This is a genomic window from Rummeliibacillus suwonensis, assembly GCF_007896435.1.
In the GTDB taxonomy this organism is placed as follows: Bacteria; Bacillota; Bacilli; order Bacillales_A; family Planococcaceae; genus Rummeliibacillus; species Rummeliibacillus suwonensis.
Genome location: NZ_VCBL01000002.1, coordinates 421,664 through 437,882 on the forward strand (window position 1 = coordinate 421,664; position 16,219 = coordinate 437,882).

General features: G+C 36.1%; 16 protein-coding genes and 1 other RNA gene. 3 read left to right on the top strand and 14 right to left on the bottom strand.

Features of this window, described 5'->3' with window-relative positions; genetic code table 11:
* Window positions 1–92 precede the first annotated feature (92 nt).
* Window positions 93–260: a hypothetical protein gene (locus FEU33_RS18890; protein WP_186731442.1), complete on the top strand. Its 168-nt coding sequence runs from the start codon at window positions 93–95 to the stop codon at window positions 258–260.
* A 306-nt stretch (window positions 261–566) separates the two neighbouring features.
* Here the strand turns inward: FEU33_RS18890 and FEU33_RS15235 are convergent, their stop codons facing one another.
* Window positions 567–1,004, bottom strand: coding sequence for a hypothetical protein (locus tag FEU33_RS15235; protein ID WP_146550334.1), 438 nt, complete (start codon window positions 1,002–1,004; stop codon window positions 567–569).
* Between the two features lie 416 nt (window positions 1,005–1,420).
* Here FEU33_RS15235 and FEU33_RS15240 point away from each other — a divergent pair, with 416 nt between their 5' ends.
* Entirely contained in the window at window positions 1,421–2,059 is a 639-nt protein-coding gene (locus FEU33_RS15240; protein ID WP_186731443.1) for a YfbR-like 5'-deoxynucleotidase, read from the top strand.
* Between the two features lie 89 nt (window positions 2,060–2,148).
* Here the strand turns inward: FEU33_RS15240 and FEU33_RS15245 are convergent, their stop codons facing one another.
* Together FEU33_RS15245 and FEU33_RS15250 are read right to left on the bottom strand one after the other, a co-directional pair.
* Window positions 2,149–2,643 carry a flavin reductase family protein gene (locus FEU33_RS15245; protein ID WP_146550335.1) on the bottom strand — a complete coding sequence of 165 codons (495 nt, stop codon included), beginning with the start codon at window positions 2,641–2,643 and terminating at the stop codon, window positions 2,149–2,151.
* 20 nt (window positions 2,644–2,663) lie between these two features.
* A complete protein-coding gene (locus FEU33_RS15250) occupies window positions 2,664–3,263 on the bottom strand; it encodes a nitroreductase family protein (RefSeq protein WP_146550336.1) in 600 nt (199 codons plus the stop codon).
* Window positions 3,264–3,827: 564 nt separating this feature from the next.
* Between FEU33_RS15250 and ssrS the strand changes: the two genes are divergently transcribed.
* Window positions 3,828–4,021, top strand: a non-coding RNA gene (gene ssrS / locus FEU33_RS15255) — 6S RNA.
* Window positions 4,022–4,313: 292 nt separating this feature from the next.
* On the opposite strand, the gene FEU33_RS15260 is transcribed toward ssrS, so the two are convergent.
* The 11 genes from FEU33_RS15260 to FEU33_RS15310 all read right to left on the bottom strand — a co-directional run bounded on the left by FEU33_RS15260 (window position 4,314) and on the right by FEU33_RS15310 (window position 15,805).
* Window positions 4,314–4,739 carry a hypothetical protein gene (locus tag FEU33_RS15260; protein WP_146550337.1) on the bottom strand — a complete coding sequence of 142 codons (426 nt, stop codon included), beginning with the start codon at window positions 4,737–4,739 and terminating at the stop codon, window positions 4,314–4,316.
* A gap of 254 nt (window positions 4,740–4,993) precedes the next feature.
* Window positions 4,994–6,049, bottom strand: coding sequence for an LLM class flavin-dependent oxidoreductase (locus FEU33_RS15265; protein WP_146550338.1), 1,056 nt, complete (start codon window positions 6,047–6,049; stop codon window positions 4,994–4,996).
* 71 nt (window positions 6,050–6,120) lie between these two features.
* Window positions 6,121–7,785, bottom strand: a complete 1,665-nt coding sequence (locus FEU33_RS15270; RefSeq protein WP_146550339.1) for an ABC transporter substrate-binding protein — start codon at window positions 7,783–7,785, stop codon at window positions 6,121–6,123.
* Between the two features lie 26 nt (window positions 7,786–7,811).
* On the bottom strand, window positions 7,812–9,836 hold the full coding sequence (locus tag FEU33_RS15275) for an ABC transporter ATP-binding protein (RefSeq protein WP_146550340.1): 2,025 nt from the start codon (window positions 9,834–9,836) through the stop codon (window positions 7,812–7,814).
* Window positions 9,837–9,849: 13 nt separating this feature from the next.
* The gene (locus FEU33_RS15280; RefSeq protein ID WP_146550341.1) at window positions 9,850–10,743 is read right to left on the bottom strand and encodes an ABC transporter permease subunit; all 894 of its coding nucleotides are present in this window, start codon (window positions 10,741–10,743) and stop codon (window positions 9,850–9,852) included.
* Between the two features lie 3 nt (window positions 10,744–10,746).
* A complete protein-coding gene (locus tag FEU33_RS15285) occupies window positions 10,747–11,679 on the bottom strand; it encodes an ABC transporter permease (RefSeq protein WP_146550342.1) in 933 nt (310 codons plus the stop codon).
* An 82-nt stretch (window positions 11,680–11,761) separates the two neighbouring features.
* The gene (locus FEU33_RS15290) at window positions 11,762–12,040 is read right to left on the bottom strand and encodes a glutaredoxin family protein (protein ID WP_146550343.1); all 279 of its coding nucleotides are present in this window, start codon (window positions 12,038–12,040) and stop codon (window positions 11,762–11,764) included.
* A 635-nt stretch (window positions 12,041–12,675) separates the two neighbouring features.
* On the bottom strand, window positions 12,676–13,383 hold the full coding sequence (locus FEU33_RS15295) for an amino acid ABC transporter permease (protein WP_146550344.1): 708 nt from the start codon (window positions 13,381–13,383) through the stop codon (window positions 12,676–12,678).
* Between the two features lie 14 nt (window positions 13,384–13,397).
* Window positions 13,398–14,102 carry an amino acid ABC transporter permease gene (locus tag FEU33_RS15300; protein WP_146550345.1) on the bottom strand — a complete coding sequence of 235 codons (705 nt, stop codon included), beginning with the start codon at window positions 14,100–14,102 and terminating at the stop codon, window positions 13,398–13,400.
* A 33-nt stretch (window positions 14,103–14,135) separates the two neighbouring features.
* Window positions 14,136–14,954, bottom strand: a complete 819-nt coding sequence (locus FEU33_RS15305) for a transporter substrate-binding domain-containing protein (protein ID WP_146550346.1) — start codon at window positions 14,952–14,954, stop codon at window positions 14,136–14,138.
* A 98-nt stretch (window positions 14,955–15,052) separates the two neighbouring features.
* Window positions 15,053–15,805: an amino acid ABC transporter ATP-binding protein gene (locus FEU33_RS15310; protein WP_146550347.1), complete on the bottom strand. Its 753-nt coding sequence runs from the start codon at window positions 15,803–15,805 to the stop codon at window positions 15,053–15,055.
* Window positions 15,806–16,219 lie beyond the last annotated feature (414 nt).

The window sequence follows — 16,219 nt, forward strand, 5'->3', positions numbered from 1 at the left end:
TTTCCATATAGATAAATTAGTTTATGCTATATATTAAGTCTCTTATATTCTTGATTTACATATTGAATAAAAAAATAAGGAGAAAACATTATATGAAAAATAAAGTTGCCATAAGTGCTATAAGACTTTTAGGCGCCATAGGGATTGTCATTATATTGCTCAGTGATGAACTGGATAAAAAAGTTATTTTTGCATTGTTGCTCACGCCATTTTTCTTTTTAGGTGAATCTTGGTATAAATTTTTAAAGAATAATCCGTAAAAAACTGTATGTACTTGAAGCGGTCGAATATAGTATGTCTATAAAAAGCGACAGTCCTTATCAAATTGGCTCGTAGGCGGGGGAAAATTGATTCGATTCATACACTCAAAATAATATGAGATTTATCAAGAAGTATCCTCAAGCGCCCTTTTTCAAGCGATGCTGCGATGACATTTATCGTTCTTGATGATGCTACCTAAAAAGCCTCCTGCATGTTACCAGATCAACATGCAGGAGGCTTTTTGCATTAACCTCTAAATCCCACCATTCTACTCTATGCAAAAGGATGAATGCCTCTATGAGAATTTACCATAAAGGCGGCTTTGTTACCATAAACCATAGCATAATCAGCAACAAAATCGTATAAATCCAAACAGCCTTTTTAAGTTTTGCGACAAATAACTGTTGATGATACTCTGGTGTATTAAAAGTTCTTATCGTTGGCTTAAACGCTCTAGCTAAAAATACAATGGATGCCATGAGTAAGGCAATGGTCATAACGATGAATGGTGAAGTGATGGAGTAGCCTCCACTCCATAAAAGATAAATACCCGATAATATGAGAATATGTCCCGCATGTTTTACGATTTGAATCGCAAGTGAAAATGTTGTAACATAAGCGGTCATTTCTTCATGAGTTTTAGCGATTTTCATCTTCTTTAACATAGGAATGAGTACAAAAAAAGGACCAATCGATAATATTGCACTAAATACATGTATAAATAATACTGTTGAATAGAGCATAAATAAGCTTCCTTTGCATATATAATTCTTACCTCAACAATATAGGAAATAACACATACAAGCAATGGACAAAAAAATGAACATATTTTGACGACTTGGCACTTTGTAATACAGTGTAAAGATAACTTGTTTTCTTTGTAAATAAGCAAATGCAGCACAAATAATATTATATAATAATATCTGTATCAAGGAGGAATTAGTGGACATCCTAATCACATTCTTGATAAAGTAACATACAATAAATAAACAAACCTTTCACCCAAAAACCTTTCTCTTTACTATTGATGTCCGCAGAAATTCAGACAACACTTTCTTTGACAATGTCTGTATTTCCAAACACACTAAGCTTTATTGGCAGTTATCTGTTCCTTATGGTCATTACGAAACGGTCAATTTAGCTATATAATCTAAAGGAGATGATTGCTATAGGTATTCATAAATTTTTTACTAGTCTAAATGATTTAGAGCGTATCATACGTTGTCCAGGCCGCTTCAAATTCGAAGAACATAATGTAGCAGCCCACTCATGGAAAGTATCACAATACGCCTTGTTTTTTGGAACGATTGAAGAAATGAATGGATCCATTATTAATTGGAAATCATTATATGAAAAAACCATCAATCATGATTTTGCTGAAGTATTTATCGGAGATATTAAAACACCTGTCAAACATGCATCGCCAGAACTAAAGCAGATGATTTCTCATGTAGAAGAAAAAATGATGGAAAAATTTATATTCAATGAAATTCCAGAGGAGTTCCAAGAAATTTTCTTTGAACGTATGAAAGAAGGAAAGGATGCTACGGTAGAAGGGCGTTTACTGGAATTTGCAGATAAACTGGATTTATTTTACGAGGCATTTGCAGAGCTGAAACGAGGCAATTCCGACAATGAGTTTATCAGCATGTATCAAGAAGCATTAAAAAAATTACTCATCATTCCCCTACCTTCAAGTGTAGATTACTTCAAAAACGTCATTCTGGCAGATGTTGTAACGGAAAAAACATCCGTTGATATTACTGCATTGACCAAGGAAGTACTATCAGAAGCTTAAGCCTTACAACTAAGGCATATGCTTTTTTATTTTACTCAAAAATAAACCGCAAACAATCTGTTTTCATCCATTGCCTGCAGTTTACCCGTTTATATTGTTTGATAAAATGTTCTCGGAATTTCTCCCACATTTCGTTGATGATAAAGTAAAGGTGCTTTATCCGCATTCACTATATGATGAACTTGCCCTATCAATATAATATGATCTCCAGCTTCTATTTGTTGAACTGTTTCACATTCTAAGACGGATGCGACATCCCCCAAAACCGGTAAATCATTTTCTGAACGCTGCCATTCACATTGTCCAAAACGATCTACTTCCTTGCTTGAAAAAAGGAAACATATTTTTTCTTGATCGCTAGCCAAAATATTGACTGCAAATTTTCCGCTGTTTATAAAATCAGATAAGGACTTCGATTTTTTATCAATTGACCAGAGAATTAATAATGGATCTAATGATACAGAAGCAAACGAATTAACCGTAAGACCGACTGGATGATTTTCTTTATCGAATGTTGTAACAACTGTTACACCTGTTGGATAATTTCCTAATGCTTTTTTAAAATCATCTTGTTTTTGTACCACTTCACATCTACCTTTCCTTATTATTTTACGATGAACACCATATCTTCTGCTGGTTTATATTCTTTTGGCTTTGGCGATTCTGTAGGTGCACCAAACGGTATTTCCGAAATCAGTTTCCATCCTTCTTGAATGCCCCATTGTTTCTTAAATTCCTCAGATAATTGTGGATAGTAGTGCTGTAGGCTAGCACCAAATCCTTCATTTTCAAGTGTCGTCCAAACGAGATATTGCAGCATACCAGATGATTGTTGTGAAAAAATAGGAAATACATCTGCTAAATCAGAGAATTTTTCTTGGTAGGTAGCGATTTCCTTTTCGTCTTCGAAAACAAGAACGGTTCCATGACCACTCGCAAAACCTTCAAAGCGCTTTTTATTTCGTTCATATCGTTCTTCGCTTAGACCATCTTTAATCCCATCAAAAACTTGTTTCCAGAACTCTTGATTTTGATCTTCTAATAACACCACCAAACGTGCTGTTTGGGAATTGAAAGCAGATGGTGCATGCTTTACCGCTATATGTAATACCTCTTGTAAGCGTTCATCGGAAATAACAAATTCATCGGATAATCCATAGATCGAATGTCTATTTTCAACTGCTTCATAAAAATTCTTGGTCATATTTATTCCTCCCTGTTTTTACTCAAGTTTTTTCTGAATACCCTTGTGATTGGATATATGAATCTTCTTATCAAGCGAAGGACAAAACTTCTGTCAGATGAGACCTTGTAGGAAACTCTACGTACAATCTGTATTGACAGAGAAAAGTTACTTCACTAAGGAACTAGCACAATAACGAAGAAGTAAGTTTTTTATATGATTTTAGCGCAACAAAGGAAACCCATCCGTTCGCCTACAGAAATACCTGTCTTCAAATAATGTCCATCACATTTTTAAATAAAGCTTTGAATCATCAATAATATCCTACTATACTCCAATCAACATATAATGCTAATTAGAGGTTAAAACATAGTTAATCAATATGAATAATAAAATATATGTACATTTTAACATCAGTGCATATACTTTACAAGGCACACAAGGTAAAAATTTATAATATTTCGCGAGCATAAAATATAGTTTTTTTCATACTTCCGCACATACCTGCTAACAGATATTTCTTTCACCTATTATAAATAAAGTATGATTCCTTGCAGATTATTCACCTATGCAGTAATATATGAATACAAGCTGCGTTGTGCGTAATAATATTAAGTTTTAACCTTTGAACTGTAATAGGGAGTTTTAATTGAGTACGGATTGGTATGCCACATCCCACTTTGATGTGGACGAACATGAAAGACTCTGCGAACACCCACTTTGAGGAGTGGTGGTTTAAAACTTTCGATATTAAAAATTACGGCAAAAGCGGCTTCTAAACAGCGTCATATCAACATTTATCATATTTTGCACTTACCTTTATGGTAGGTGCATTTTTGATGTCGTGGTTAAATTGGGGTTAAAATTCACCATATTATATGATAATTATTGAGAATAATGTTATGAATATAAACTTTTCAGATGTTAATTTTGGAGGTTGAGAAAATGCTCTTTATTGGTGAGATCATCTTACCTTAATTTATTTTAGGCATAAATTGCTATTAATATTAGGATTGTGAGTAGGACTTCATTCATGTGAACAATCCGTTAATATGGGCGCTTTTCTATTCCCTACTCTACTATAAGATTACCTACATATTGTGCCTTTCCATTATCTGTATCTAGGTTGACTTCAATTACATAACTCCCTGGTTCAGAAGGATTTTTAAATTGAAATGAATTCATATCACTTACATCCATATCATTCGACGCTACCTTATGGCCATCTTTCCAAAATATGATGGTTACTTTTTGGGGTTCATAGCTAAGAGACTTATTAGAATCATGTACAGAAAAATCTAAAGTATTGTCAGCGTTTGATGAAACATTCATCGGTTCTTGGGAAAGAGCTAACTGTAGAGGATCGTCCACTTTATGCTCTATTTCCTTATTATCTTCACCAGTCCAAGATACGTTCGCTTCAACTAATGCTTGGTCATTATCACCGATTGTCGCTTTCGGAGGTTTAAATTCGTATCTTTCACCAATACAACCCACAACAACAATGCTTAAAATCATGATAAAGCTTAAAATTGTGACCTTTTTTATTTAAATTACATCCTCTCTATCTCTTACATAATAATACATTTCTTAATATTATTTTAAATTATAGCATGATTCATGATCCTTTTTATTACAAAAATTATATATTGTGAAATAAACAAAAACCTGCTATTTCAAAAATATAGCAGGCTTTTGTAACGGATCTTAGATAATGCTCATGTAATAACTTTCAGAACACTTGGTACCCTTTAAGTTAAAATGGGTCTCTTTTCATCCCAAACTGTACTTGGAATTTCACGTTTTAAAACAGGGATGACCTCCGTGGCGAATCTTTCAAGTTGTTCTTGCTGTTCTTCTGCAGTTAAACCTTCCACACTGATTGCTTGAACTTGGTGACCAAAAGCTTCATAATAATTCAATATTTTTTCGATAACCTGATCAGCACTACCTACTAATGCCGATCCGTTTTGGATATGATCTTCTAAATCTTTAAATGGTGATTCATTCAATTTAGAAGCCTCCGTATTCATATACGCATTATAGTATGGGCGATAACGCTTTATGGCTTCTTCCGAAGTATTTGCTAGATATAACCCTCTAGCTCCTGCCCCGACAATAGCATTTTTAGCATCATAACCATAAAAGTCTAAACGTTCACGATAATGGTCGATTAACGCCTTATACTTCGCTTGTGGATGGAATGTGTTGGATGAAAAAATAGGGTCGCCATTTTTGGCAGCAAGCTCCGTAGAAAGCTTACTTGATGCACTGCCATGCCAAATGCGGATATTTTTTTGCAATGGTCTAGGTTCGGTTGTTACCTGCGTTAAAGGTGTCCGGAATTTCCCTTCCCAAGTCACATTTTCTTCATGCCATAGTTTTTTTAATAGATCATACTTTTCAGCCAATGCTTCCCATTGTTCTTCCTCTTTAATACCAAATAGAGGATAGTGGCGTGGATCATTTCCCTTTCCAATCATCAAATCCAATCGCCCACCAGCCAAATGATCAAGTGTGGCATAATCTTCAGCCACACGAACTGGATCGAGTACGCTCAATACTGTAACGGTCGTTAATAGACGAATTTTTGATGTATTAGCCGCAATAGCTGTTAGCAAAACAGCTGGTGAAGAAGAAAGAAACGGTGTACCATGTCTCTCCCCTACGCCATAACCATCATATCCAAGACTTTCAGCTAATTTAGCTTGCCGGATCGTGTTTTGAAGAAATTGTTGCGTTGTGATTGTTTTGCCTGTTAACTTATTGGGAATGTTCTGAAGCAAGTTAAATAGAACAAATTTCATTTTTAATAGCCTCCATTTTTAATATGTGTAACTGAAACAAGTAATTTTAAAAGGATTGATCATCTATCATCTTATTTGGTTAAATTAACATCATAGAATGATGGATAACCAATTGAATCGAATTGAAGGCCTTGTACATCTGGAGTTGTCGCCACTGTATATGGGAATACATATACTGGAATACTTGCCACATCCTCAATCAATATCTTTTGAACCTTCTTATAAAGTTCTTTTCGTTTTTCTACATCAAATTCAACGGATGCTTGTTCAAGCAAATGATCAACTTCTTTATTTTTATACCATCCTATATTAATACCGCCTTTGCCGTATATTTGTTTAGAATGATAGAATAGCGTCAAATCTTCTGGATCAAGAGCTACGCGGCTATTGCCTCGTAAATCGTATGCTGTCTTATCAGCAAGAAGCGCTTGAACCTCTGTAGAAGTTTGAATCTTCACATCAACCCCTACTTCTTTCAATTGTTCTTTCACCATCAATGAAATATCTTGGCGTTTTTCTCGGTTTATCGCATCATCAAGAATTCTCAATGTTAAAGTTTTACCGTCTTTTTTACGGAATCCATCTGAATCCTTTTTCCAGCCCAATTCATCAAATGCTTTATTGGCTTGTTCAACATCATAAGTCTTTTGATTTTCTAAAGTATTGTCATAACCAAGAGTTGCAGGTGTAATAACAGACCAAGCTCTTTTGTAGGTACCCAAATAGAGCGTTTTAACAATACGATCAACATCAATACTTTGTTTTAATGCTTGGCGAGCTTTTACATCATTCCATGGAGCAGTTGTGTTATTGACAAAAAGTGTATAAGATAACCCAGCTGCTTCAGCCTCCCACAGCTTTAATTGTTTGCCTTTTTTGATCGAAACAATATCTTGTGGTGGTACTGTTTCTGCAGCCTTTATTTGCCCACTCTGTACACTACCAATACGTGTTGCCTCTTCTGATACAATTTTAAATGTCAATTTATCTAAATAAGCTGCACCTTCATGTTGAGCAAGAGGGTATTGTCCGTGGTAATCTTTGAACTTAGATAGTACGATTTTGTTATTTGCTGAAAGCTCTTCAAACTTGAATGGACCTGTTCCTACAGGATGCAAGCCAAACTGACTTCCATATTTTTTGGCAGCTTTAGGTGATACGATGGATAAATTAGAATGAGCTAATATAGCTAAGAAACTAGCAGATGGATGTTTCAGTTCGATTTTCACTGTGTAATCATCTACTACTTTTACTGATTTCACTGGCTCTGTATAAACACTAGCAGTAAGTGCTTTCGTAGCTGGATCAGCAATTCGCTCAAAATTATATTTTACTGCCTCTGCATTAAATGGCTCTCCATCTTGGAACTTTACATCTTTTCTTAATTTTAAAGTATAGGTCTTTTTGTCATTAGACACATTCCACTCAGTAGCAAGCCATGGTTGGATTTCATTATTTTCATCTTTATAAACAAGTGATTCAAAAATGCTCTTAATGACACGCGTTGCAACCGCCATACCGCTGACGTGAGGATCTAAAGTATCCGGTGCAGTCGCTAAAGCGTAAGTAAGTTCTCCCCCTTCTTTTGGAGCCTTTTCTTTTTCATCAGCCTGTGTATTATTAGAACTAGAGGTCTTTGATCCTGCATCTCCATTAGAAGAACATCCCGCTAGTAAGAGCGCTAGACTCAGGGTCAATAAAAATATGGATAATAAAGACTTTCTTATTTTCAACATAACTATTCATCCTCTCAACGATCGTTTCAATCGACTTTTCTTTTTTCTGCATAATGACATGCCGCAAAATGGGCTGTTTGATATTCCTTTAACGTAGGTACTTCTTTATGACATAATTCTGTAGCAAATGGACATCTTGTACGAAACGCACAACCAGATGGTGGATCAGAGGGTGATGGTATTTCGCCCTTCAATGTATCTATTTGATGTGTACCGATCGTTTCAATACTTGGAATTGATTTGATCAAGCCTGATGTGTATGGGTGTAAAGGGTTTTCAAATAATTCTTCGCTTGAAGCAATTTCAACTATTTTCCCTAAATACATCACACCAATACGATCCGAAATATGCCGAACGACATTTAAGTTGTGCCCGATAAACAGATAGGTCAATCCTGATGATTGCTGTAATTCTTTTAAAAGATTAATAATTTGTGCTTGTACCGAAACATCTAAAGCAGAAACAGCTTCATCCGCTAACACAAATGAGGGATTAGCTGCCATGGCTCTGGCAATACCAATTCTTTGCCGTTGCCCGCCAGAAAATTCATGCGGATGTCGGTCGATCCATTCTGGTTCTAGGCCTACTTTCACCATAAGTTCTTTTACAGCCGCTAAAATTTCCTTCCTACTTTGTTTTTTTAAGTGCGTTTTTAAAGGCTCCGCAATAATACTGCCGATTGTCCATTTCGGATCAAGAGAACCATACGGATCTTGAAAAATCACTTGCATTTCTCGGCGCTTTTGGCGTAATTCACGATGATTGAATGCAGCTAGAGATTGGCCATCGAATAACACTTCACCGTCTGTAGGTTTTTCCAATTGTAAAAGTGTTCGGCCAAATGTCGATTTACCACTGCCCGATTCCCCTACCAATCCAAATGTTTCTCCTTTATAAATCTTTAGGGAAACATGATCGACTGCTTTAATCGTTTTATGAGAATGTTTGATAGGGTAATACTTACTTAGCTCGCGAACCTCGAACAATGGCTCCTGTTCAGTGACTTCTTGTTGAATAGGGATCGTTTCTTGCGTTCGCCCCAGTTGTAATTCATCGTGAAACTTATTTTCATGATTGATCAGTTCACTCGTATGCCAGCATGCACTCTGTTGCCCATCAATATTTTTTAACGGCGGACTTTCTAAACGACATTTTTCCGTTGCAAAGGGACATCTTGGATGGAAACGACAACCGCTCGGGATATTTGATAAACTAGGGATCGTTCCTTCTATAGAGAATAATTTAGTTTCCTTTTTAGCATCTAGCTTTGGAATGGATTGCAGCAATCCGCTTGTATATGGATGATGTGGTTGCGAGAAAATTTTTTCAACCTTTCCCTCTTCTACAATTGTGCCAGCATACATCACAACAATTCGGTCGGCCAACTGTGCAGCCACTCCTAAATCATGTGTGATCAATAGCACGGCCATATGAAATTCCTTTTTTAAAGAATTTAATAATTCAATAATTTGCGATTGGATGGTCACATCTAAGGCAGTAGTCGGCTCATCCGCAATCAGCAAATCAGGATTACAGGATAGAGCCATAGCGATCATAGCCCGTTGTAGCATTCCACCCGATAACTCGTTTGGGTATTGCTTCATCCTGATTACAGGCTCAGATAACCCAACTTTTTTTAATAATTCGATGCCTCTTTGCCAAGCTTCCTTTTTCGAAAGTTTCAAGTGCTTCACAATCGTTTCAACAATCTGATCACCTATTGTAAAAACAGGATCAAAAGCCGATGAAGGTTCCTGAAAAATCATAGCGATTTTTTTGCCTCGAATACGATTTAAATCTCTCTTAGTTAATAGGTTTAAATCTTGATCTTCCAGTTGAATAGATCCTTTCGAAATCACACCATTTTCATCATCTATTAAGCGCATGATCGCTTTTGAAGTTACGGATTTGCCGCTTCCTGATTCTCCAACTATGCATACCGTTTCACTAGGCTTAATAGTTAAAGAAATATTAGAAATGGCTGTTAATAAGCCTCTTTTTGTTTTAAAATCTACTGTTAACTCGCTTACATTTAATAATGGTTTCCCCAAGGTACATCACCCCCTACTCTATTCTTTTTTTCGGATCAAAATAATCCCTTAAACTATCACCAATGATGTTGACAGCTAACACAAATAGAGCAATCGCAAGTCCTGGGAAAGTAGCAATCCACCAACCAGCAGTTAAATAGTTTCGGCCTTGTGAGAGCAAAAGCCCCCAATCTGGTATATCCCTTATCACACCTAACCCTAAAAAACTTAATCCTGCACTGGTTAAAATAGCAGTTCCTAAACCATTTGTTGCCATTACGATCAATGGTGAATAAGAATTAGGCAAAATATGTTTTAAAAAAATAATATAGCTTGGTGTACCGATGGATCGAGAAGCTAATATAAAAGGGCGATTTTTAATACTCAATATCTGTCCTCTCATGACTCTTGCATAACCGGGAATAGCTGATATTGTAATAGCTATGACCAAATTTACAAAGCTAGGTCCCATCGCTGCAGCCAGAGCTAATGCTAACAAAATACTTGGGATGGTTTGAATGATTTCCACAATACGCATGAAAATCACATCCATAAATCCACCAATATATCCTACAATCATGCCTAACGCACTACCAACTAAACTACTTACTAATACTGCACAAATGCCGACTAACAAAGAAGCCCTACTACCATAGACAACTAAACTAAAAACATCCCTACCAAAATAATCTGTACCAAATAAATGCTTGAACGATGGTGCTTGTAAAATTTGATCAGCCTGCATCGTTGTAGGTGTATATGGTGTGATCCATCCTGGTATAATTGAACAACTACCTAAAAAAATAATAACGAGAATGGACAACCATAGGAATATATTGCTGAACTTCGGTGAATGTAATATCATAGGCTTTTTCTTTAATATCGTGACATCCTTGTGATTCTTATACTCTGAAATAACCTGTCTCATACATTACCTCCCTATCTGTCTACGAATCCGTGGATCTATAACTGAGTAAGAAATATCGACCAATAAGTTTATGACAACATAAAATATAGCTGTGAAGAATACGACTCCCTGAACAATTGGCAAATCTTTTGCAATGATAGCGTCTGCTACTAAACGGCCAATCCCTTTTCTAGCAAATACTGTTTCGATGACTACAGTTCCTCCTAAAAAGTCGCCGATAATTACACCAATGATCGTAATAGCAGGAATGAGTGCATTACGTAATGCATGTCTATAGATAACCATTCTTTCAGAAAGCCCTTTTGCGCGTAGAGTCTGGATAAAATTCTCGCTAATAATTTCCAGCATACTATTACGAACAACTCGAACGATGAACCCTGCCCCTACAAGCCCCAGAGTAATGGATGGAAGAACTAAAGTGGAAAAGCCCTCAGACCCCATTGCTGGAAACCATCCTAAAGAAATTGAAAAAATAAGAATAAGTAATATACCAGACCAAAATGTTGGCATTGAAATACCAAATAAACCGATCACTCTTGCCACATAATCAATGACTGTATTTTGATGTACTGCTGCTAGTACACCTAATGTCAAACCAACAATCATAGCGATTAAAATGCTTGTTAATGTAAGCGAAAGGGTTGCCGGAAACTGTGTGATGATTTTATCGATAACAGGTTCTCCATCAATTGCGGATGCCCCAAAGTCACCATGTAAAATACCAATGATATAATGGGAAAATTGTGTATAAAAAGGCTGATTCAGTCCCAATTCTTTTCTTAAATTTTCTGCTATCTCTGGATTCGAGGCATTGGATGCTGATAATGAATCCACGACATCCGTTGGTAAAAAATAATTAATAGAAAAAACAGCGAGCAATGAACCAAATAATACAAATAGAGCGGTACAACAACGATTAATCAATAATTTTAACATCTTCCACTATCCTTTCTTCCACAAGGTACAGCAGAAAGTATTTGCGTATTCCTTATCCTAAATGCTGTTTTGGATTGACCCTCTATTTAGATGGGGCAACTTCACTTGCTGCTTGTAATGCATTTTCTAAATGTTCGATTCCTATTTCTGTTACACCTTGAAATTGGTTGTTAACGCCAAGTTCTACGACTGGTACATGGCGAACGCCGTATTTAACATCTAAAATATCGCGAAATTCATCGTGATCTGTTACATCGACCACTTGGTATTCCAAATGATGTTTCTTTAAATAATCCTTTACGTCATTGCAGTAACTGCATCCCTTTTTTGCCCAAACGACGATTGATAATTGTTGTGCCATTTAAAACTCCTCCATTCAAAATTTTGTTTATTCTGTCAGACGCGTTGATTAGGAAAAAATAAGATAAATATGAGCATAAATATGAAAAATCCCCTATTTTAAGCTTCCATTTATATAGATTGGAGCGGAGGCTTGCTCGACTCCTCGAAAATGCATGCGCATTTCCTTCGTGCGGTGTGGATTCAGGAAGCCAATTCAATGTTCCGCGGGAAAAGCGAGACAGCTGAGACCCTGCACGAGCGCAGCGAAGGAAGCGGCTCAGCGCTCGCTCGCAGGAAAGCGAGCAAGCCGTAGCGGAAATCAGCCGATTATCTATATTTCAATAGATAAAATTGGATAATAAACACAAACGTACCTGATACCCTTTTCTTTAAAAATATTTAAAACAGTCATTAAATTTTTCTGAATATCAAAGCGATGACATTTTGCTTTAAAACGCGCTTTGGAATTCTTTTGTGTAATCATGTTGAACGCCTAGTTTTTCGTACAAGTCAATCTTCTATTTTTTGTAACTATCGTTATGTCAATGGCTAGCAACTAGAATATCGCGCAACCCCTTGTGATAAGGGATCGATTGTGATAATGCTCTCCATAAAATTCCTTTTCTTCTCCAAATAATATCTAGATTTTGCCTTTTAAAATGCGCTTCTACTATAGGACTTTGCCTTCTTTTCAAGAAAATATGCAATGGTTTCAATGATCAGCGTAATCGCCCAGTAAATAATCCCAGCAGCTATAAAAGCTTCTAGAAACTTTAAATTCTTTGAAGCAACTATATTAGCGGCGCCAGTAATTTCCTTTTGTGAAACAAGAAAGGCAATGGAGGTCGTATGCAAAAAGCCAATGATAAGATTCGTTATATTCGGAACAGATTGAGCGAGTGCCTGTGGTAAGATAATCCTTTTTACAACTTGGAATGTATTCATACCAATTGTATAAGCCGCTTCGATTTGACCTTTTGAAACGCTTGAGATCCCCGATCGAATAATTTCAGATAAGTAAGATCCGGCAGTCAAAGATAATGCTGTTATCACAAATACTACAATTGGTACATGATTTGATTGGAAAGGTAAATTGAATTTCTTGATGACATAATCTAAAAGAATAGGAAATCCAAAATAGATCACCATAATGTGCATAATTGCAGGCGTGCCTCTAAAAAAAGAAACATAGAAATTAGCTATTGGGCTTAAAAATTTTATGTTATGAGCTCTTATCAAAGCTACAGCTAAACCAATCAAAAACCCAACCACAATAGGTACAAATGTAAGTATTAGAGTTAAAGGAACCGCCTTTAAAATTTCTTTGAAAGCAATCCATACAAAAGAAAAATCAATAACCATACTGTTGCCCCCTATCAAATAGAAGAAATGCCCTGAGAATGATAACGATTCAAATATTTCTCAGAAACACTGAACACTTTTTCGAATAGCAGCACTATTACGTAATACACGATCGATAATGAAATATATACCTCTAAAGCATGTGCTGTAGATGCAATCAACGTTTCACCTCTACCCATCATATCCATCACACCAATAGTGAAAGCTAACGAAGTATCTTTCAGAGAACCAATAACCGAATTGGCCATATTCGGAAAGGCAATTCGAATCGCTTGTGGAAATACAATTCTAAAAAAACTTTGGATAGGTTTCATGCCAACGGAATAGGCTGCTTCGGTCTGCCCAACGTCAATTGCTTGAATGGCGCTTCGAAAAATCTCTGCAAAAATAGCACCGTGACTTAATGAATACGTAATGATGACAAAATAAAGAGCATCCATCCTAGTGATATCAATATCCCATATACTCAAAAATGCTGGTAAACCGTAATAAACTAGAAAAAGTTGAATAAGAATGGGGGTTCCTCTTATGAATGAAATGTATACTGTAACGATCTGCCTTGCTATTGGAACATGAAAGAGTTTTGGTAATGCTACGATTATTCCAAGGATCGTTCCGAACAGGATTGAGAAACATAAAATTTCTAAGGTCACACCTAAGTATTTTACGAGCATAGGAATAAACTCAATGATTAGCGCGGGATCGAATGCTTTCCCCATCCACTCACCTCCTTTAAAACTTTCTCAACGATATTAAAAATCTACTGAGTAATCTGCTCCAAGCCATTTTTTACTCAATTCACTAACGACTCCTTCTTTTTTTAACTCTTTTAATGCCTCATCGATTCGATTGGAAAGCGTTGTTTCATCTTTATTTAATAAGAAATATACTTTAGAATTTAATAATGTATCGCCAACGACCTTTTGTTGTGCATCTACTTGCTCATTATTGAAATCCACTGCAAATGGCGTTGAAATAAGCGCATCAATTCTTCCCTTTTTCAACTGTTCATTACTATCAGCTGAACTAGATCCATACACGATTTTGGCTCCTAAATGATGTTTTTTATTGTAATCTTCTATAAACACAGCGGAGTTACTAGTTGCCGTGACACTTACTTTCTTACCTTTTAAATCATTAATCGATTTAATCTCATTGTTTCCCTTAAAAACGGTTACTTTTAGTGGGAAAACATTATACGGTTCTTTGTTGAATAGAAACTTTTCTTGCCTTTCCTTATTGACTTCCATTTGATGTGCGATTAGATCGATTTTTTTGGTTTGTAGGCTTAATAACAAGTTTGAAAATTCCATCGTTTTGAACTTGAATTTATATTCTGGAAGCTTTTTATCGATTGCTCGTACAATTTCAACATCATACCCTGTCAGCTTGCCGTTTTTATCGATAAAGCAAACATTGGGAAATTGTGTACCTGTCCCAACAATAATGGTTTTGACCTTAGAAGAACTTCCATTTTCCTTTTCATCTGATTGCGCTTTAGAAGAACATGCACCTAATAAAGCAATTGAGGAGATCATGACTCCAATCCAAAGTTTTTTTATATGTTTCATCCGTTCATCTCCTTATTTATATTATTCTAATTTGTTTACTATGATTTATAGTGAAAACGTAATATATTTATGCACAAAATGGTCATGACCATGCCATTTTAGATTGAATAATCCAATTCAGGTGTCATTCGTTTTAAAAACTGCTTCGTTCGTTCTTCTTTTTGTTCTGTAAAGATTTGTTGTGGAATACCTTCTTCAACCACTACACCGCCATCCATAAAGATGATTCTATTAGATATTTCTCTCGCAAAATTCATCTCATGAGTAACGATAATCATTGTTTTTCCTTCTCGAGCGATTTTAGCAATGACCGCTAATACTTCTCCTACTAATTCAGGATCGAGAGCTGAAGTTGGTTCATCAAATAAGATAACTTCTGGATTCAAGGCAAGTGCTCTAGCAATTCCCACGCGTTGCTGTTGCCCGCCTGATAACTGACTAGGGTAAGCATCGATTTTATTTTCCAATCCTACTTTTTGCAAAACTTTAAGTGCCTTCTCTTTAGCTTCACTGACACTCTTTTTTTGCACCACAACAAGCCCTTCCATTACATTTTGTAATGCCGTTTTATGTTGAAATAAATTATAACCTTGGAAGACCATTGCAGATTTTTTTCGTAATTGATAGACTTCCTTTTTATTTACTTTTCGTGCGTTGATCGAAACATCGTCAATTATGATTTCCCCTTCATCTGGACTTTCTAGATAATTCAGACATCTCAAAAGCGTTGTTTTCCCTGAGCCACTCGGCCCTAAAATCGAGATGATCTCACCCTTTTCAACGTGTATATTGATTCCCTTTAATACTTCGTTATGTCCAAAGCTCTTCTTCAGCCCTACAATATCAATCATTGTACCCCTCCCTCTCTTGAATATTTTTTTGCTTAAGTAACCCTGAACCGAAAACCTAGTATTGTTCACTTATATGTCAGATAAAGTGAAGCTTCCATTAGTGGGGGGTTTTCTTCATCCCCCACTGATGGTTAGCTAAACCAATCGGGCTTTTACGGGCAGTTGATCTCCCACCTATCTTTCTCGTTTCTCTCTAAACCTTGAGGTGGGGGTCTTACTCAATGTTGTCAGGTTAACGTCTTTAAAACCGTATGAAAACTCACATTTCGCAGGCCAAAGACACACCTCGAATAATTTCTGATAAAAATTGTTTGTTTCAGCTGGCTAGCCGACAATTCCTTGCTTTTTTCTTAGATTATCGGCTTTATTCGACATTTCTCTGACGGTCCTGCAGAATTTCCTATTAAGCATTTG